Origin of the sequence: Stenotrophomonas sp. CFBP 13725 (assembly GCF_014841935.1) — a bacterium.
GTDB lineage: Bacteria > Pseudomonadota > Gammaproteobacteria > Xanthomonadales > Xanthomonadaceae > Stenotrophomonas.
Genome location: NZ_JACYUV010000007.1, coordinates 131983 through 151241, shown reverse-complemented (window position 1 = coordinate 151241; position 19259 = coordinate 131983). Strand labels below are relative to the sequence as shown.

The 19259-nt window shown below is 66.8% G+C and carries 18 protein-coding genes; 7 read left to right on the top strand and 11 right to left on the bottom strand.

The window, feature by feature from the left end:
• Positions 1-7 precede the first annotated feature (7 nt).
• The 3 genes from metG to IFT65_RS13645 form a co-directional block, all read right to left on the bottom strand.
• Complete coding sequence (metG, locus tag IFT65_RS13655) at positions 8-2092, bottom strand: methionine--tRNA ligase (protein ID WP_192081892.1); 2085 nt, start codon at positions 2090-2092, stop codon at positions 8-10.
• Between the two features lie 111 nt (positions 2093-2203).
• Positions 2204-2647 carry a DUF2147 domain-containing protein gene (locus tag IFT65_RS13650; protein ID WP_192081891.1) on the bottom strand — a complete coding sequence of 148 codons (444 nt, stop codon included), beginning with the start codon at positions 2645-2647 and terminating at the stop codon, positions 2204-2206.
• Positions 2648-2761: 114 nt separating this feature from the next.
• Positions 2762-3154, bottom strand: a complete 393-nt coding sequence (locus IFT65_RS13645; RefSeq protein WP_192081890.1) for a VOC family protein — start codon at positions 3152-3154, stop codon at positions 2762-2764.
• A gap of 408 nt (positions 3155-3562) precedes the next feature.
• Between IFT65_RS13645 and IFT65_RS13640 the strand changes: the two genes are divergently transcribed.
• Entirely contained in the window at positions 3563-4795 is a 1233-nt protein-coding gene (locus tag IFT65_RS13640) for a hypothetical protein (RefSeq protein ID WP_192081889.1), read from the top strand.
• A gap of 50 nt (positions 4796-4845) precedes the next feature.
• Here the strand turns inward: IFT65_RS13640 and IFT65_RS13635 are convergent, their stop codons facing one another.
• The 8 genes from IFT65_RS13635 to trxA all read right to left on the bottom strand — a co-directional run bounded on the left by IFT65_RS13635 (position 4846) and on the right by trxA (position 12925).
• Positions 4846-6741 carry a DUF885 family protein gene (locus IFT65_RS13635; RefSeq protein ID WP_192081888.1) on the bottom strand — a complete coding sequence of 632 codons (1896 nt, stop codon included), beginning with the start codon at positions 6739-6741 and terminating at the stop codon, positions 4846-4848.
• A 95-nt stretch (positions 6742-6836) separates the two neighbouring features.
• Positions 6837-7610, bottom strand: coding sequence for a queuosine precursor transporter (locus IFT65_RS13630; RefSeq protein WP_192081887.1), 774 nt, complete (start codon positions 7608-7610; stop codon positions 6837-6839).
• Positions 7607-8290, bottom strand: a complete 684-nt coding sequence (locus IFT65_RS13625; RefSeq protein WP_192081886.1) for a DUF502 domain-containing protein — start codon at positions 8288-8290, stop codon at positions 7607-7609. Before IFT65_RS13625 ends, IFT65_RS13630 begins: the two co-directional genes overlap by 4 nt.
• 150 nt (positions 8291-8440) lie before the next feature.
• Positions 8441-9118, bottom strand: a complete 678-nt coding sequence (locus IFT65_RS13620) for a twin-arginine translocation signal domain-containing protein (RefSeq protein WP_192081885.1) — start codon at positions 9116-9118, stop codon at positions 8441-8443.
• A 112-nt stretch (positions 9119-9230) separates the two neighbouring features.
• Positions 9231-9707: a DUF4442 domain-containing protein gene (locus IFT65_RS13615; protein WP_192081884.1), complete on the bottom strand. Its 477-nt coding sequence runs from the start codon at positions 9705-9707 to the stop codon at positions 9231-9233.
• Positions 9708-9778: 71 nt separating this feature from the next.
• Positions 9779-10231 carry a hypothetical protein gene (locus tag IFT65_RS13610; protein WP_192081883.1) on the bottom strand — a complete coding sequence of 151 codons (453 nt, stop codon included), beginning with the start codon at positions 10229-10231 and terminating at the stop codon, positions 9779-9781.
• Positions 10232-10327: 96 nt separating this feature from the next.
• Positions 10328-11929, bottom strand: coding sequence for a CHASE2 domain-containing protein (locus tag IFT65_RS13605; RefSeq protein WP_192081882.1), 1602 nt, complete (start codon positions 11927-11929; stop codon positions 10328-10330).
• 144 nt (positions 11930-12073) lie between these two features.
• Positions 12074-12925 (bottom strand): thioredoxin, encoded by an 852-nt coding sequence (trxA, locus tag IFT65_RS13600; RefSeq protein WP_192081881.1) that lies wholly within the window; start codon positions 12923-12925, stop codon positions 12074-12076.
• A 115-nt stretch (positions 12926-13040) separates the two neighbouring features.
• Between trxA and IFT65_RS13595 the strand changes: the two genes are divergently transcribed.
• The 6 genes from IFT65_RS13595 to nadD all read left to right on the top strand — a co-directional run bounded on the left by IFT65_RS13595 (position 13041) and on the right by nadD (position 19252).
• A complete protein-coding gene (locus IFT65_RS13595; protein WP_192081880.1) occupies positions 13041-13655 on the top strand; it encodes a DUF998 domain-containing protein in 615 nt (204 codons plus the stop codon).
• 98 nt (positions 13656-13753) lie between these two features.
• On the top strand, positions 13754-14122 hold the full coding sequence (locus tag IFT65_RS13590; RefSeq protein WP_192081879.1) for a hypothetical protein: 369 nt from the start codon (positions 13754-13756) through the stop codon (positions 14120-14122).
• Positions 14119-16758: a leucine--tRNA ligase gene (gene leuS / locus IFT65_RS13585; protein WP_192081878.1), complete on the top strand. Its 2640-nt coding sequence runs from the start codon at positions 14119-14121 to the stop codon at positions 16756-16758. Before IFT65_RS13590 ends, leuS begins: the two co-directional genes overlap by 4 nt.
• A 127-nt stretch (positions 16759-16885) precedes the next feature.
• A complete protein-coding gene (gene lptE / locus IFT65_RS13580; protein WP_192081877.1) occupies positions 16886-17527 on the top strand; it encodes an LPS assembly lipoprotein LptE in 642 nt (213 codons plus the stop codon).
• 12 nt (positions 17528-17539) lie between these two features.
• Complete coding sequence (holA, locus tag IFT65_RS13575; protein WP_192081876.1) at positions 17540-18580, top strand: DNA polymerase III subunit delta; 1041 nt, start codon at positions 17540-17542, stop codon at positions 18578-18580.
• Positions 18581-18583: 3 nt separating this feature from the next.
• The gene (gene nadD, locus IFT65_RS13570) at positions 18584-19252 is read left to right on the top strand and encodes a nicotinate-nucleotide adenylyltransferase (protein ID WP_192081875.1); all 669 of its coding nucleotides are present in this window, start codon (positions 18584-18586) and stop codon (positions 19250-19252) included.
• Positions 19253-19259: the final 7 nt, after the last annotated feature.

Sequence of the window (19259 nt, the reverse complement as noted above, 5' to 3'; positions counted from 1 at the left end):
CCGGGCTTCAGCGGACCGGCATGCCCGGCAGCGCGGCACTGTCGGCGTCCAGCAGGGCCAGGGCACCGCCGTCGAAACCGGCCGAGAGGATCATGCCTTCGCTCAGGCCGAAGCGCATCTTGCGCGGTGCCAGGTTGGCGATGAACACCACGCTGCGGCCAACCAGCTTTTCCGGCTCGCCGTAGCTGGCGCGGATGCCGGAGAAGATCTGCCGCGTGCCCAGCTCGCCGGCATCCAGTTCAAAGCGCAGCAGCTTGTCCGAGCCTTCCACGAATTCGCACGCGACGACCTTGCCGATGCGCAGGTCGAGCTTGGCGAAATCATCGATGCCGATGTAGGCCGGCGCGCCGTCGTCCTTCGTCGGCGTGGGGGCAGCGGCAACTGCGGCAGCCGGCTTGGCTACGGCATTCGCAGCAGCAGCGGGCGCGGCCGGGGTCGGCTGCAGGGTGTCTTTGGAGGCGTCGGTCATGGCGTCGATTTTCTTCGGGTCGATACGGGTGAAAAGCGGAACGTACTCGTTGATGCGGTGGGCCAGCAGCGGCTGCGACAGCGCGGTCCAATCGGTCACCGGCGCGGCGAGGAAGGCTTCGGCCTGTGCCGAGGTGGCCGGCAACACAGGCTTCAGCGCGGTCACCAGCACCCGGAACAGGTTCAAGCCCTGGCTGCACACCGACTGCAACTGCGCGTCGGCGCCTTCCTGCTTGGCGATCACCCACGGTTTGACGTCGTCGATGTAACGGTTGGCTTCGTCCGCCAGTGCCATGGTCTGCCGGATCGCCGCCGCCGGGTCGTTGCGCTCGTAGGCTTCGCGGATCGGCGCGAGCGCTTCGACGAAGCGTTCGTACTGCGCCGGGTCAGGCAGCTGCGCGGCCAGTTGGCCATCGAAGCGCTTGGCGATGAAGCCGGCGCAGCGGCTGGCCAGGTTGACGAACTTGCCGACCAGGTCGGCGTTGACGCGGGCGATGAAGTCGCCGAGGTTCAGATCCAGGTCGTCCACGCCGCCGGAGGATTTCGCAGCGTAGTAGTAACGCAGGGCCTCCGGTTCCAACCCGGCATCGAGGAACGTGCGCGCCATGATGAAGGTGCCGCGCGACTTGCTCATCTTCGCCCCGTCCACCGTCAGGTAGCCGTTGACATGCAGGCGGGTCGGCGCGCGGTGGCCGGTGCCGTGCAGCACCGCCGGCCAGAACAGGCCATGGAAATTGACGATGTCCTTGCCGATGAAGTGATGCAGCTCGGTGGACGTGCCGGCGCGCAGGTGTGATTCGAAATCCACGCCGGTCTTCGCACACAGCGTCTGGAAGCTGGACAGGTAGCCGATCGGCGCGTCCAGCCACACGTAGAAATACTTGCCCGGGTGGCCGGGGATCTGGAAGCCGAAGTAGGGCGCATCGCGCGAGATGTCCCACGCACGCAGGCCACCGTCGGCATCCAGCCATTCCATCAGCTTGGCCTTGACGCCGGGCAGGGCGACATCGCCGGACAGCCACTCGCGCAGGAAGCCCTCGAAACGGCCGACTTCAAAGAAGAAATGCTCCGAATCGCGGATTTCCGGCGTCGCACCGGAGATCACCGACTTCGGTTCCTTCAGGTCCGTCGGGCTGTACGTCGCGCCGCAGACTTCGCAGTTGTCACCGTACTGGTCAGCGCTGCCGCAGTTCGGGCAGATCCCCTTGATGTAGCGGTCCGGCAGGAACATGCCTTTGGCAGGGTCATAGAACTGCGCCACCGAGCGACGGCCGATGTGGCCCTGCGCTTCGAGCTTCAGATAGAAAGCTTCGGTCAGCGCCCGGTTGGCATCGGAATTGGTCGAATCGTAGTGATCGAAGGCGACGTCGAACGCGGCGAAGTCGCGTTCGTGGCTGGCCTGCACGTTGGCGATGAAGGCCTCCGGGGTGACCCCGGCTTTCTCGGCCGCCAGCATGATCGGCGTGCCATGGGTGTCGTCGGCGCAGACGAACCAGGCGGTCCCGCCACTCATTCGCCGCGCGCGCACCCAGATGTCAGCCTGGATGTAGCCCACCAGATGGCCCAGGTGAAGGGGGCCGTTGGCATAGGGCAGGGCGGTGGTGACAAGCGCGGTACGGGTCATGGTCACGGGGTGCAGCGAGGGGAAGCGACGATTATCGCATGGCCCCCACGGATGGGGGTCGGATCCCGCTCGCAACGCGAACCCGATCCGACCCCGTCGACCCCGTCGGGCTTATTCGCGCTGCCAGGTCTGCGCGCGGCAGATGAAGGCGACACAGCCGGACACATCCAGCTTGGTGCCGCCGGTCTGCAGCTTCATCTTGGATTTGTAGGTCTTGCCGTTGGCCGGGTCCAGGATGGTGCCGCCGGACCAGCTGCCCGCGCCATCGGACTTCAGGTTCCACAGGATCGTCATGCCCTTGACCGGCTTGTCCTTGTTGGCACCGCTGCAGTCGCTGCAGACCGGATTGGGGCCCTTGTCGGAATGCAGGATGTCCACCACCTTGCCGCTCAGCGTGCCATTGCTGGCCTGGGCGATTTCCACGATCGACTTCACCTTGCCGGTCTTGTCGTCGATGGTTTTCCAGCGGCCCACCGCAGAGTCGGCGGCGTTCGCCGACAGCGCAGCCAGGCAAAGCGGCAGCGCCAGCAGCAGGGTCTTGAAGGTCTTGCGCATGGTCCCCTCCCAGGGCATTGATTCGAGATCGGCATGGGTGCCGACGTGTGCTGACTGTATACCCATCCGGGTGGGTATGGTGCAAGGCTTCCCCTCATCGACCACACGCCCGCCTCAGGCTTCGTAGAGTTCCAGCGGAAGGTGATCCGGGTCGGCGAAGAACGTGAAGCGCCTGCCGGTGTACTCGTCCACGCGGATCGGCTCGCAGGCCACGCCGTGGTGGGCCAGATGGGCAATGAACGGCTCCAGTGCGTCCACTCGGAAGGCCAGGTGGCGCAGTCCCTGGGCCTCCGGGCGACTGGGGCGGGGCGGCGGCGTGGGGAAGGAGAACAGTTCCAGTTGGCCGCCGTCGGGCAGTGCCAGATCCAGCTTCCAGGAGTCGCGTGCGGCACGGTGATGTTCGCCGAGGACGGTCAGTCCGAGCACGTCGACATAGAACGCGCGTGAGCGGGCGTAGTCGCTGCAGATGAGGGCGACATGGTGAATGCCTTGCAGACCGTGGGCCATGGGCGTGCACTGGGTAAGGGCGTGCCATGTTCGCAGAACAGGGCGCAGCGCGGGGCGATTGGCCGGTGTGCAAGGACGAAATGCGAAAGTACGAGCAGCGCGTCGCGGGCAGTCTGAGGCTTCCTCAATCCGCAAACGAGTACCCCCGTGACAACCACCGCGACACCCAACGCCGAACCGTCGTTCAGGCACATCGCCGCGCTCCTTGCCGGGCAAGTGACGATGAAGCCCACTGCGCCGCCGCCGTCGCCGCCGAGCGCGCTGATATCAGTTGCCAACCAGCCCTCGCCTGGCAGGGTGACGAGCCTTTCAGCCGCGCCCACCCGTGGCGGGGTGGCACTCCTCCCACCCCCGCGTGGCGGGTCTGACGCACCGCTCGTTACCGACCGCGGCGAATGGAGGTGCTTCGTGGAGCATCTGCAGCGGCGAGGCGAAGTTCCCGGTGCAAGCGGCCATGATCCCGAGCGGGGTGTGGTCTCACCGCGCGCTGTCAGTGTCAGGCAGATGCTCGCGTTCCTTCGCACCCCGGCGCCCGTTGATCCGGCCTGCAGTGCGACGCCTGCGTCACTGCCCATGGCCGCACGCGTTGCACCGCCCAGCGATGGCGGCGGGACTGACGAGCCGAAATCAGCGGGCCCCGTCGATGCTCCGCCGGAGCCGGCCACCCTGCTGCGGCATGTGGCGCAGCCGGAGATGCAGGACATCGCGTTCGACGTTGAAGAAGGCGCGCTGGACGAGGAGCTCGAACAGCGGGCCGAGATCTACCAGACCAACGATCAACCATCGGCCGCGCCGCATGAGGACGAGGACGACGAGCCACACCAGTGCTTTGGCACGATGCCGCGGTTCGAGTTGGCGAAGTACCGGACTGACCGCATCAGGCAGGCCAACGCGGCGCTCCAGGACGAGCGGAGTGAAACGGCACAGGATGTGGCTGAGCGCACACGCCGTCTGGGGTTTCACGAGCATGAAGTCACGCGCGTCTATACGCTCGACCCGGTGTCGGACGAGCTCGTGTCCAGCAGCGACCAGGTGTACCTGACCAAGGTGTTCGACGGGAAGTCCAAGCCGAAGCGACTGCCCGTGGCGCTCGCGCCCGAGCAGGTCACGCAGCACCGGGCAGCAGGTCAGCGGGGTTCGTCACGCCGCACTGTGAACGTGTCCTCCATGGAGGATGCGCCCCGTAGTGTGCTGAAGCGCGCGGAAGCTGATGCAGGGTTCGTGATGCCCTCGACTGACGCTTACCAGGCCCCGCCGCACGCGGACGTTGCCGAAGGCAGCACGCTCTGGACCGATCTTGGGCGGGACGACGAGTGGCCCGTCCTGCACACTCGGTCAGACGAAACGGATGTCTCGCCGATGCAGGGCCTGCAAATCCTGGATCACAGCGACCCCGCCGCCCGCGCCCTTCGCTGCGAACAGGAATTGGAGCGCGTGATGCAGGAGGTGGAGCAACTTGAGGACGAGATGAAGGCGCAGCTCCTCCTCAACCTTGGCGGGGAGGAAGGCACCGCACGCACCCTTCGCCGCCAGCAGGAACTGGAGCACCTGCTGCAGAAGGTGCAGCACCTGGAGGACGAGTGGAATGCGTGCGTCTTGCCCGACCAGGCCGAGGAGGACGAGGTCGGCGTCTACTTCTGAGCCAGGCAGCGGTCAGGTCCCTTCCCCGGCAGGGAAGGGACCTGGTCCGTTCACCGCGCGGGCTGTCCCATCCAGCGGATCATCCGCTGTTCCAGGATGTCCAGCGGCATTGAACCATCCTTGAGCAGTTCGGCATGGAACGCGCGAATATCGAAGGCCGCTCCCTGCGCTTGCCGCGCACGATCGCGCAGTTCGACGATCTTCGCCTCACCCAGTACGTTCGACAAGGCCTGGCCCGGCTGCGCCATCATCCGCTCGACCTCGGCATTGGCGTCTTCGGTGGTCATCGCCGTGTTTTTTTCCAGATACTCCACGGCCTGCCTCTTGCTCCAGCCCTGCGCGTGGATGCCGGTATCGGCGACGACGCGCGCCGCGCGCGTCAGTGCCGCGTGCAGGTAGCCGATGTGGTCGTACGGATCGGTGTACAGGCCCAAGGGCTCGCCCAGCGACTCGGCATACAGTCCCCAGCCTTCAATGAAGGCCAGATCACCACCGAGGCGGCGAAACCGCGGCAGTTTTTCGATTTCCTGCTGCAGCCCCAGCTGCACGTGATGGCCGGGGACTGCCTCGTGCAGATACAGCATCGGCACGCTCCAGCGGCGTCGCGTGGGCAGGCTGCTGGTGTTCACGTACAACACGGCAGGGCGCGCACCGGGCACACCCTGCTGGTAAAAGGCGGCCGCTGCGGTGGCGGCACGTTCCTGCTCCACCGGCTGGATCTCCAGCGTCGCTTTGGGCAGGGTCTGCAGCACCGTAGGCAGTTTACCGGTGACCTGCTGCTGCACCTGGCGATAGCGGCCCAGCAACGCATTGGCGTCGTTGTACTGGAACTGTTTGTCGCTGCGCATGCTGCGCAACAGTTTGGCCTCGTTGCCACGCAGTTTGTTGTCTTTCATCACCGTGGCGATCTGCGCATGCAGGGCCTGCACCCGCTGCTCGCCCCAGGCATGCAGCTGCGCCGGATCCTGTGCCGTGGCGGTTGCCTGGCGCAGGGTGCCGGCATACCACGCCGCACCGTTGGGCAATGCGCCGATGCCGGCGCTGGCGCGGCAGGCGGGCAGGTATTCGGTGGCGATGAAACCGCGCAGCGCGCGATACGCCGGCATGATCCGGTACTCGATCATGCGCTTGTACTCCGCGCTGATACGGGCTTTTTCGTCGGCCGGGATGCTGTCGGGCATGGTCCGCACCGGCGTCCAGAAGATGCTCTCTTCGGCCGTGGGCTTGATCACTGCATCGAGCTGGGGCAGGACTTTTTCCATCAACTCGCGCGGCTGCACCACGCCGGCGGCCATGCCTTGGCGCATGTTGGCGATGGCCTGGTCGAACAGCGCGGGAATGCCGAGCGAGCGCTTGGACCAGTCATCGTAGTCTTTGACCGTGTTGAACGGCTGAGCGCCCGCACCGGCGCCCAGGATCGCCATGATGCTGCCGAGGTTGTAGTACTGGCTGATCGGCAGCATCCACGACGGGTACTGTTCGGCGGCCAGTGAGGCGCGTGCGTCGCGCACGAAGATGTCGTAGCTGAGCAGGTCCTGGCCCTGCAGGCCGGCGCTGCCGATCTTCTCCACCTTGCCCAACCATTGGGTGGTGAAGTCATGCGACTGCTGGCGCCAGGTGGCTGACAGGATGTTGGGCAGCTCGGCGTTGTAGCGCGTCTCGCCCTGGAAGGTCGCCTGCAGCGGATTGAACCGCATCGACGCATCCCAGTATTCCTCGTACAACCGCTCCAGCTGGGCGGCCTTGCTGGCTTGCGCGGCCGGTTGCCGGGCGGCAGCGGCAGCGGCGGGACGCGCACGCGGCTTTGCCTTGGGTTTTGCGGCCTGCCGCGTCTGCGCGGCAGCGGGGCGGGTGGCTTTCTTCTTCGCGGCATCGGCCGGCGGCGCAGCGCTGAACAACATCAGCGAGGCAAGAGCGACCGCCAGGGCGCGGGCAAGCTGGGGCATCGGTCATTTCCGTGGAACACAGACCGTGGAGCTTGCACGATCCAGACGCATCCGGCCAGCGTTGAGAGCGCAGTCAGGAAGAGCCGTGTTGTCGCTCAGTCAGCTGCCGCGTCGGCCCGCAGCTGTTCCGCGCGCGCTGCGCCAAGGTACTGCGTGATTGCATGCCGTGCCAGGTACAGCAAGGGGATCAGCGCAATGGCGAAGCCCATTTTGTAGACATAATTCACGGTGCTCACGGCCAAGAACAGCAAGGTCGGCCACTGTTGCGGCCCCAGCACGAAGGCGATCCAGACGACCACGAAGCTGTCGATCAGCTGGGACACTGCGGTCGATCCGGTGGCCCGCAGCCACACATGACGTTCGCCGGTGGCGCGGCGGATGCGGTGGAACACCGCCACGTCGATCAGCTGGCCGACCAGGAACGCGACCAGCGAGCCGGCGATGGTCCACATGCCCTGGCCGAACACCACGGCAAACGCGGCCTGGTAGTCCGGCACGCCCTGCGCGCTCATCGAGCCGATCCACCAACTGGCCGGTGCCAGCGAGATCGCCGCATAGGCGAACAAGAAGCCGTAGCAGATCAGGACTGCCGCCAGCCACGAAATGAAGCGCACGCCGCGCTTGCCGAAGAACTCGTTGATGATGTCGGTCATCACGAACACCACCGGCCACAGCAGGGTGCCGGCGGTGAAGCTGAGCGAGCCGGTCTGGCCGAACAGGTTCCAGTTCAGCGGTGCGATACCGAGTGTGTCTTCCAGGGCGAAGATCTTCACCCCGATCAGCTCGGCCAGCACCGCATTGGCACAGAAGAACGCGGCCAGCCCGATGAAGAGCAGGACTGCACGGTCCTGTAGCGGCCGCACGCTCATGATCCGCGTTCGCCCGCGCGGGTGAACGGCACGGTGTCCGGTGCTACCGCGCCACCGGAGATGATGAAGCTCATGGCCTGGTCCACGGTCCAATCGGTTGGTGTGAGCAGTTCCACCGGCACGATCTCCAAATAACCGGAGGTCGGATTCGGCGTGGTTGGCACATACACGGCGGCCAGTTCGCGGCCCGTGCCCTGTTCGCGGATGACACGCGTCACCAGCCCCACTGCCTTCATGTCACGGTGCGGAAAATCGATCAGCACTACGCGCTGGGTGGTGCCCGGCTCGGTCTGCAGCATATCGAGCAGCTTCTTGGCACTTTCATAGATGATGCTGGCCAGGGGAATGCGCTTGATCACCGCGCCGACCCAGCGCAGCAGGCGCTGTCCCACTACGCGGCGGCTCAGCACACCTACCGCCAGGATCACCAGCAGCGTGGCGACCAGGGCGACCACGTTCTGGATCCACTCGGCGTGCACCCAGCCCAGTGAATTGGGGAACCACGTAGCGATGCGCTCGGACATCGGCACCACCAGGGGGCTGGAAATCCCCGACAACAGCACGAAGACGAACTTCACCACGACCCACGTGAGCCAGATCGGCAGCAGGGTCAACAGGCCGGTCAGGAACAGGCGCTGCAGGGAAGGGCGGGGGACAAGTTCGGGGGCAGGGAGTGACATCGGCTTATTGTAGCGGTCGCTGCTGATTGGTCACGCGGTCTTGGTCGAACGACATCCAGCTGCTCAGGGGCTGTCGTGCCAACCGTGACGGTGACGTGGACGGCGCTGCGATGACGTCGCAGCGCCCCGCAATGTGCGTCAGATATAGGCCTATCCGCTGGCCAGCACCACGGTCCATTCTCCGATCAGCGGAGCCTGCGCACCGGCCACGGCGTGACGCGGGTCCAAGGTGACCGTGTCCCGTTCTGCAGGTGTCAGCGCCTGATAGAGCCGATCCGTATCGTTGAGTGGCTCACCGGCGAAGTAGATCTGGGTCACCAGCCGATCGTGCTGGCCGCGGATGTCGAAGTGGATATGCCGCGTGCGCAGCCAGGGAGATTCGGGGTCGGGGACCGGATAGGCGCCCGGTATCACCGTCAGGAAGCGGAAGCAGCCCTTCGTATCGGTGCGTTGCCGCGCGAAGCCCTGGAATGCGGGATCCAGCGGGGCCGTGACGTTCGTATCGCTGGCATGGGCATAGCGACCGTGCGTGTTGGCCTGCCACATTTCAATGTGGGCGCCGGCCACGGGGTGCCCCAGGGTGTCGAGAACCCTGCCGCGCAGGTCCAGCACGCGCCCCTGTGCAATGCCGGGCTGGCCGGCCACGCGGGTGAGGTCGGCATCCTCGTCCAGCGGGCGCACGATGGGGTAGAACGGCCCCATGATGTCGGCCGCCGTGGGACGGCGTTGCTGCTGGGCACGTGCGGAAGCGGAAGCGGTCAGCAGTGCAGCCGCCGCACAGGCTGCCGCTTTCAGCGCACCGCGCCGGGTTGTCATCGTGTCGGACATGCGGGATCTCCTTGATCTGTCGCCGGCCGCACCGAAAAGTGCGACTCGTGGACATCATCAACAGCAAGGAAATGCGCGGTTGTGCGTTGCTTCCCGATATGCAGAAAGCCAATCAGCGTCGGGTTGTCGAGTCAGCCTGTCTGGCCTGCGGTTTGAGCCGGATGTAGACCTGCTTGCGCACGCGTGCGACCACGTCGCCATTGGCGTCGATCACATCGTTGCTGTACCAGCGCAGCTGCTTGCTGCCATCGGCGGCGGCCTCGCGGATCTCGGCAAGCATGGCCTCGTCGATGTGGAACGTTGCGCTGACCGTGCCGCGGCCGGGTTTGAGGAACTCGATTTCGCCCGCGCGATCCCATACGTAGTAGTCGCGACCCAGGTTGTTCATCAGCCCCAGCATCCAGAACGGATCGGTCATCGCGAACAGGCTGCCGCCAAAATGGGTGCCGACATAATTGCGGTTCCACGGGCGCATGCGCAGCTCGACGGTGATGTCGCGGTAATCGGCCGCAATGTGACGCACATGGATGCCGGCGAACAGGAAGGGGGGCCACAGGTTGATGCCGTGGCGGAACAGGCTGGCTTTCATCGAGACGCACACCGGGGCGGGGGGCGTCCAGTCTAACCATGCGCATGCGTATGGAAAAGGCCAGCCTGTCATCAGGGCTGCGGCGGGTGCGGCAGGCGCCAGGTGTACGTTCCGTTCTGCTGGGGGATCGCCTCCCCTTTGTCGGTGATCGCGTCCTGTATGAAGAAGCCCGCCGTGCCGCTGTCCTGGACGAAGGTGAGTTGATGGGACGCGGTGCGGTGTCCCCAGTCCGGAGAGGGCAATGAGATGTAGCGGACGGTGAACGTCTGGTCGTCGAACGCGCCCTGCAGCACGTAGACGCCCCAGTGGTCTTCACCCTCGGAGGTGATGCGGTACATGCCGTTGTCGTAATGGACGAGGCGTGCGTCCGGAAACGGCTTTTCCTCGTAGAGCTTGCGGTAATGCAGTTGGTGTATCGCGATCGCATGGCCTGGTTGGAGCGGATCCGCGGTGGGCAGAGAGACTGCGGAAGGGCTGGTGGCCTGCATCAACGCAAGGGTCAGCGGAAGACTGGAAAACGTCATGGGCAGCTCGCGGCGTCGGGGGTGAGCCTCGACCGTCGGCATTTTCCCGCTGAGCGACAAGAGGCAGTCACGTCATCAGACGGTGCGTGGACGGACTCAGCCGGTGCTGGAGATGGCGCTGGGAAGGCGCGGATCCGCCTTGGCCTGCTGGAGTGCGTTCTGGGCGTCGGCGAGGACAGCGGGGGCGACCCCTTCCGCGCTGGGCACCCGGCAGTGGATGCCGATACGGACGATGCGCGCCGCAGGGGTCATGCCGTGCTCGGTCTGCACGCCGTGCAGATCGCTGAGAAGTGCTTCCGCGACCTGCGTGGCGCCGCTGCAGGGCGTATCCGGCAGGATCAGGGCGAACGTGCCGGCGCCGAGGCGGGCGGCCGTGTCGCGCGGGCGCCGCGCATGGGCGCTGATGCCCCTCGCCAGGCACTCCAATTGGCGATCATTGGGCGGGTCGTCGACGCCTGCGACCTCCACCAGCATGAGCGAGAGCGGGCGCTGGGCGGCATGCGCCGCTGCGCAGGCGTGTCCCAGCGCCTGGTCGAATCGCGATCTTCCGGCGAGGCCGGTCGCCGGGTCCATGCCCGACGGGTGCCGCGCCACGATCCGCCACGCTGCCCATGCCACCCCTGCGACCGAGAGGCACGCCAGCGCGGTCGCCGGTGCCCACCAGACGTGAGCTGCACGCAGCATCGCCGCTGCGATCAGCAGGGGTACCAGCGGCCCGGCTACCGCTGCCGTGCGGGCGATGGCACCGCCACTGGCCAAGGCGAGCACGCTGACCGCCACCAACAAGGCCGTCGCGGCACCATGCCAGCGCCTTGGCGGCACGAGCACGGTCTGCTGCTGCAGCAGCGCCGAAGCGAGGTTTCCCTGGAACTCGATCTCGCTCATGGCCGGTGGCAGTGGGCTGTGCATGCCTGGCCCGGCGGCCAGGGGCGGCGTTGTCAGTCCGATCAGTATCCTGCGGCCCTGCAGACGAGAGGGCGCGATGCGGCCGCTGAGCACATCGTCATAGGACACGCGTGCCAATGTGCCGGGCGGACCCACCAGTCGGGGGCGAACCGTGGCGGCATGCCGGTTGATGACACGGGGGTCCGGAGCGACCAGTGCCACGCCAAGCGCTGGCCAGTACGGTGCGCCGACGCCCTGCTGCAGTGACACATCACGCACTACGCTGTCGCGATCGGGGTGCGCCATGGCGTGGCCCAACGCCGCGGCGCCGGCGCTGAACACCGGAATCGGCCACTGATCTTCGCGCAGCGCGGCCGTATGGGGCCACGTGGTCAGTACCGGCAGTACGACATGGCCATTGCGCCGGATCGCGGCCGCAAGGTCGGCATCGGCACCCGGCTGCGGATCGGGCTCCTGCAGCGGCAGGTCAAGGACGATGCGACGTGCACCCGCGTCGGTAAGCCGGTCCAGCAGCCGCGCGTGGACGGTCCGCGGCCATGGCCACGGACCGATCTTCCGCAGGCTGGCGGGATCGATCGCGATGAGCAGGACGCTCGCGTCCGCGCTGGCGCGCCAGTGGCGCGTCAGCCGGTCGTAGATCGCCGTGTCCAGTGGCTGCAACCAGGGACCGTAGCTTGCCGCCCCAGCCAGCAGTCCGGCCAGCACGACCAGCAGCAGGCGCAACGGCCACCGCAGCGCAGCCCGGTGGGCGACATCCGGTGCATCAGGTGCTTGGCCATCGACAGGTGCCACGCGATCCTCCCCCCGGAAGATCGGCGGAGCCGCCGCACGACCCGATGGTCGGTGGTCGTTCCCGCCGTGATCGCTGGCGTGCATTCACCCCAGCGTCCGCAGTATCGCGCTACGTCCTGCGTCAGATTCTTAACGCATTCAGCATTAGAACAGCAGCGCCGCCATCTTCCGGCGGTACTGGCTGACCAGAGCGGGGTCTTCAATGACATTGAACGCGTCGATCAATGCCTTGCGCGGCAGTCCGTCATCGTAGGTACGATCGAGGCGCAGCATGGCCAGGAACTGGTCCAGCGCGGCCTGGTCCTCACCGGCCAGCAGATGCTGCACGCCGCGCAGATGCCGCGCCGCCAGATCTGCATCGTCCGCGGCGATCCGCGCATCAAGTGTCTCGGCGGCGGGGGCGTCCTTCAGCGCGGTGGCGAATGTCAGGCGCGCGCGGGCGCGCACGGCACGGTCATCGGTAGCCAGGTTGGCGGGCAGGCCATCGATCAGGCCGCGTGCTTCGTCCACGCCGCCGATCTGCAGCAGGGCCACGGCAAGGTCCAGCTTCAGCGCTTCATTGCCGGGTTCAGCGGCAATCTGCGCGCGCAGCACATCGACCTGTGCCTGCGGATCCAGGGGTTCCGGCTCCGTTTCGGGCACGGGCTCGGCCGGGCTGATGCCATGCTGGGCCAGGAACTCGCGCAGTTGGCCTTCGGGCACCGCACCGGGGAAACCGTCAACCAGTTGCCCACCCTTGACCAGGAAGACGGTCGGCACCGAGCGGATCTGGAACGCCGCCGCGATCTGCTGCTCCTTGTCCACGTCCACCTTGGCCAGCTGGAAGGCGCCGTTGTATTCGGCGGCCAGCTTCTCCAGCAGCGGGCCCAGCGTCTTGCAGGGTTCGCACCACGGTGCCCAGAAGTCGACCAGCACCGGCGTCTGCAGCGATTTCTGCAGTACTTCGGTTTCGAAGGTTTCGGTGATGGCGTCGAATACGTTCGGCAGTTCGCTCATGGAAGCTCTGGATCTACGGCGGGAAAACGATTCTATGGTGACGCCCCACGCCTGACGCAACCCGCCTGCGCCGCAATGGCCCACAATTGCGCATTGTCTTCTGGAGCCTGCATCAATGCCCCTGCACTCGCCGCGACGTATCGAAAACCCGCTGGGCGCCATCGCCGCCGCGATCTTCATCCTCGCCGTGGTCGGCTTCGGCGCAGCGCTGGACGGGTATGTGCAGGCCCGCCATCCGGTGGCCTTGCTCGGCGCTGGGGGAATGCCCCATGCACTGGCCTTCAACGTGCTTGGCTGGGCGGTGCCGGGCTTGCTGGCGGTGGCCGTAGCGGTTTACCTGCTGCTGCGTCTGCCGGTGGGCAGCCACTGGGTGCAGCGGGTTGCGGGCCAACTGCTGGTGCTGGCCGGCATGGCGTTTACCGGCATGGGCCTGCTGCCGCTGGATGTGGCAGACCTGGATGGACCGGCGAGCCAGGCCCATGCCAGTGCGTGGATGGTCTGGGCGCTGGCTTTCATCGCCGGCACGCTGATGCTGGGCATCGGCAGCTGGAAGACCCTGCCGCCGCTGGCGCGGCTGGCCCTGTCATGCGGCCTGGTCGCCGGTGTGAGTGCGTTTGCCCTGCAGGGCCTGGTGCCGGCGCCGATCGCACAACGCGTCACCTTCCTCGCTTGGGCGATATGGCTGGGCCTGGCCCTCCCGATGATGGGCAGGTCGTCGCCCCACCGATGAAGCGGTTGCTCGCCGCAGACGCGGATTTTCGTACTTGTCTGATGTCGTGAATGGGCCTGGGTGGCCATCCTGCCTGCATCACCGCAGGAGGGCGACCCATGAAGTTCCGTCATTCACTGCAGTTGCTGGTCATGGCCGTGGCCATCCTGCAACTGGTCCAGGTGGCCCATGCGGAGGCCTTCGTCTGCAGGGCCAACATCACCACCGGCGACGGGCGCCACAAAGCGGTCTCCGGCTGGATGCACGCTGACTCCGCCGCGCTGGCCGACCAGGCCTGGCGGGAGCGGGTGCATGGCCAGCACCGTCCGCGCCAGATCGCCTCCACCCGCTGCACCCCGGTCGCCGCACCCCCCCCGCCGCTGAAGGCTTCCCGGGCAGGCGGCGGAGGCGCTGCGCCGCTGATTGGAGGCTTTTGCCGCACTGCGGTACCCTGTGCCGCTTTGCCGCCGCACTTGTGTGTTCCATGACCAGCGTCGAACCAAACGCCTACGATCCGCAGCAGGTTGAATCCGCCGCCCAGCAGTACTGGGACGGCACCCGTGCCTTTGAAGTCAACGAGACCTCGGAGAAGCCGAAGTACTTCTGCCTGTCTATGCTGCCGTACCCGTCCGGGGCGCTGCACATGGGCCATGTGCGCAACTACACCATCGGTGACGTGATCAGCCGCTACAAGCGGATGACCGGGCACAACGTGCTGCAGCCGATGGGTTGGGACGCTTTCGGCCTGCCGGCCGAGAACGCCGCGATCAAGAACAAGACCGCACCGGCCAAGTGGACCTACAAGAACATCGATCACATGCGCACCCAGCTGAAATCGCTGGGCTATGCGATCGACTGGTCGCGCGAGTTCGCCACCTGCCGCCCGGAGTACTACGTCCACGAGCAGCGCATGTTCACCCGCCTGATGCGCAAGGGCCTGGCGTACCGTCGCAACGCGGTGGTGAACTGGGATCCGGTGGATCAGACCGTGCTGGCCAACGAGCAGGTCATCGATGGGCGCGGCTGGCGTTCCGGCGCACTCGTTGAAAAGCGCGAGATCCCCCAGTGGTTCCTGCGCATCACCGATTACGCCCAGGAGCTGCTGGACGGCCTGGACGAGCTGCCGGGCTGGCCGGAATCGGTCAAGACCATGCAGCGCAACTGGATCGGCCGGTCCGAAGGGCTGGAAATCCAGTTCGCGGTGCGCGATGTGGACGGCAGCACGCTGGACCCGCTGCGGGTGTTCACCACCCGTCCGGACACGGTGATGGGCGTGACCTTTGTGTCGATCGCCGCCGAGCATCCGCTGGCCCTGCACGCGGCGAAGACCAATCCGGCGCTGGCCGAGCTGCTGGGCGGCCTGAAGCAGGGCGGTGTGTCCGAAGCGGAGCTGGAAACCCAGGAAAAGCGGGGCATGGATACGGGCCTGAAGGCTGTCCATCCGGTCACCGGTGAAGAGGTCCCGGTGTGGGTCGCCAACTTCGTGCTGATGGGCTACGGCACCGGTGCGGTGATGGCCGTCCCCGGCCATGACCAGCGCGACAATGAGTTCGCCAACAAGTACGCGCTGCCGATCCGCCAGGTCATCGCGCTGAAGGCACCGCGCAAGGACGAGGGCGCCTACGATTCCGCCCGCTGGCAGGACTGGTACAGCGACAAGACCCGTGAGACCGAGCTGGTCAACTCCGCCGAGTTCGATGGCCTGGATTTCCAGGGCGCGTTCGAGGCACTGGCCGAGCGTTTCGAGCGCAAGGCGCAGGGCCAGCGTCGGGTCAACTACCGCCTGCGCGACTGGGGCGTGAGCCGCCAGCGCTACTGGGGCTGCCCGATTCCGGTGATCTACTGCGAAAAGTGCGGTGCGGTACCGGTGCCGGAAGAACAGCTGCCGGTCGTGCTGCCTGAAAACGTGGCGTTCGCCGGCACCGGTTCGCCGATCAAGACCGATCCGGAATGGCGCAAGACCACCTGCCCGGAGTGCGGAGCCGCCGCCGAGCGCGAGACCGATACCTTCGATACCTTCATGGAATCGAGCTGGTACTACGCGCGTTACACCTCGCCCGGCGCGCGCGACGCGGTCGACAAGCGTGGCAATTACTGGCTGCCGGTGGACCAGTACATCGGCGGCATCGAGCACGCGATCCTGCACCTGATGTATTTCCGCTTCTATCACAAGCTGTTGCGTGACGCGCGGATGGTGGACAGCAACGAGCCGGCGCAGAACCTGCTGTGCCAGGGCATGGTGATCGCCGAGACCTACTTCCGCCCGAACCCGGACGGCAGCAAGGACTGGATCAACCCGGCGGACGTGGCGGTGGTGCGCGACGACCGCGGCCGCATCACCGGCGCCACGCTGATCGCCGACGGCTTGCCGGTGGAGATCGGCGGCACCGAAAAGATGTCCAAGTCGAAGAACAACGGCGTGGACCCGCAGACCATGGTCGGCAAGTACGGCGCCGATACGGTGCGTCTGTTCTCCATGTTCGCTGCGCCGCCGGAACAGTCGCTGGAGTGGAACGAGGCCGGCGTGGATGGCATGGCCCGCTTCCTGCGCCGTCTGTGGGTGCAGGTGCACAAGCATGCCGGCGAAGGCGCTGCGGCCGCGCTGGACGTAGCGGCGCTGGACGCCGGGCAGAAAGCGCTGCGTCGCAAGACCCACGAGACCATCGGCAAGGTGGGTGACGACTACGGGCGCCGCCACAGCTTCAACACCGCGATTGCGGCGGTGATGGAGCTGATGAACGCCCTGGCGAAGTTCGACGACAGCAGCGTGCAGGGCCGTGCGGTACGCCACGAGGCGCTGCAGGCCATCGTACTGATGCTCAATCCGATCACCCCGCATGCCAGCCATGCGCTGTGGCAGGTGCTGGGCCACGGTGAGACGCTTCTGGAAGACCAGGTCTTCCCGCAGGCCGATCCGGCGGCGCTGGTCCGCGACGCGCTGACCCTGGCGGTGCAGGTGAACGGCAAGCTGCGTGGCACGATCGAGGTCGCCGCCGAGGCGGCGCGTGAGCAGATCGAGGCGCTGGCACTGGCCGAACCGAACGCGGCCAAGTTCATGGACGGCTTTACCGTGCGCAAGATCATCATCGTGCCCGGCAAGATCGTGAACATCGTGGTCGGCTGATCGCGGGACGGGCGGTGACGGCCCTGGGTCGTCATCGCGCGTTCCGACGGCAGAATATCAATCCCCATTCACGCATCATCGGGCAGGCTATGTTGCCGCAACTGCCCGGCTACTACAGACTGTGCCCATGACCCGAATCCTGCTCGCGCTTCTCTTTGCCCTCGGCCTGGCCGGTTGCGGTTTCCACATGCGCAACAAGCTGATGCTGCCGGCCGATACGGCGGCGGTGAAGGTCGTCTCCAGCGCGCCCTACAGCGAACTGGCCAAGCTGCTGCGACGCAGCCTGCTTGCATCGGGCGCCGAACTGGCCGACGAGGATTCCAAGGCACCGGCTGCACAGCTGCAGGTCCTGTCCGAGCGCTGGGGCGACCTGCCCATCGCGATCGACGCGCAGGGCCGTGCCCAGGAGTACAGCCTGCGCTACGCGGTGATCTTCATCTTCCGCCGCGAAGATGGCAGCGAACTGGTGCCGCAGCAGGTGATCGAATTGTCGCGGGACTACGTGTCGCCGCCAACCGACGCCACCGGTACCACGACCGAGCGTGAGATCCTGGCTGACGAACTGCGCCGCGAGATGTCGGCGTCGATCATCCGCCGCATCGACAGCGTGGTGCGTAATGAACTGCGCGAAGGCCGCAGCCTGTCCGCGCCGGTGGATGGCGTGGTGGTTCCGGCCGGTCCCGCGCCGGCGGGCGTGCCGGCCATCCAGACCACCGTGCCGACGGCCAAGCCCGCACCCGAACCGGCCACCCGGCCGGTGCAGGACTGAGCCGGCCCCGGCATGGAACTGCGCCCGGAGCAGTTGGCCAGTGCCGCTGGCGGGCAGCCGCTGGCGCCGGTCTACCTGGTCGCCGGGCCGGAAACCCTGCGCGTGCTGGAAGCCGCCGACGCCGTACGCAGCCGCGCACGGGCCGAGGGCATCAGCGAGCGTGAAGTGTTCGACGCCGATGGCCGCGATTTCGATTGGGGCAGGCTGGAGGCGGGCTTCAATGCGCCCAGCCTGTTCAGTGCGAGAAGGTTGATCGAAGTGCGCTTGCCCAACGGCAAGCCGGGCAAGGAGGGCGGGCAGGTCATCAGTGATTTCTGCGCGTCCCCACCGCCGGACGTGGTGCTGTTGATCACCACCAACGAGTGGAGCAAATCCCACCAGGGCAAGTGGGCCGATGCCGTGGGCCGTGCCGGGGTGATTTCCGTGGCATGGGCGATCAAGCCGCACGAGCTGCCCGACTGGATCGAGCGCCGGCTGCGCAGCAAGGGCCTGCGTGCGGATCCGCAGGCGGTGCAGCGACTGGCCGAGCGCGTGGAAGGCAACCTGTTGGCTGCGGCCCAGGAAATCGACAAGCTGGCGCTGCTGGTGGACGGTGGCGACGTGCTGGATGTTGAAAAGATGGATGCGCTGGTCGCTGACGCGGCCCGCTACGACGTGTTCCGGTTGGTAGAGTCCACGTTCTCCGGCCAGCCAAAGGCTGTGCTGCGCATGGTCGCTGGCCTGCGTGCGGAGGGTGAAGCGGTGGCGGCGCTGATGCCGATCGTCATCCGTGAGCTGCTGGCGGGGGCGGGCCTGGCACAGGTGCAGGCACGCGGTGGCAACCTGGCGGCGGAGATGAAATCCCGCGGCATCTGGGAATCGCGGCAGGCGCCCTACAAGCGTGCGCTCCAGCGCCATCCCGAGGCCAAGCGGTGGGAGCGGTTCGTGGCTGAAGCGGGCCTGGTCGACCGTATCGCAAAGGGGCGCGCCGACGGCGATGCCTGGCTCGCGCTGGAGCGTCTGCTGGTGGCCGTGTCCGAGGCGCGTGCGGTGCGTCTGCTCGCCCGGGCCTGACCGATGGCGAAGGGCCTGCGCCTTTATTACGGCGGCACGTTCGACCCGGTTCACCTGGGTCATCTGGCCATTGCCCGCGCTGCGCGCGACGAGTTACAGGTCACCGTACGCCTGCTGCCGTCCGCGGACCCTCCGCATCGCGCAGCGCCGGGCGCCACGGCCGTCCAGCGATGCGAGATGCTGCAATTGGCGCTGGCCGACGAACCCGGGTTGCAGCTGGACCGGTTGGAACTGGAGCGCGCCGCGCGCACGCCGGGCGTGCCCTCCTATACGTTCGATACGCTGTCCGGCCTGCGCGCCGAGGTCGGCCCGGAGTGCCCGCTGGCGTGGCTGGTGGGGGCCGACAGCCTGTTGTCGCTGGCCACGTGGCACCGATGGCGCGAGCTGCTGGACCTGGCCCATTTCATCGTGGCCGAACGCCCTGGCAGTCCGCTGCCGGAGGTGGTGGCCGGCGAGCTCGGCCAAGCGTTGCAGGGACGCTGGACCGATCGGGGCCAGGACTTGGCAGCTGCCGCAGCCGGTCGGGTACTGCGCCTGCGTCAGCCCCTGCGCGGCGAGTCGGCCAGCACGGTGCGGGCCCAGATTGCCCGTGGCGGGGCAGGGCGCGATCTGCTGCCGCCGGCCGTGGCCGATTACATCGCCGCCAATGGCCTGTACCGTACTGCCGGCTGAACATCGC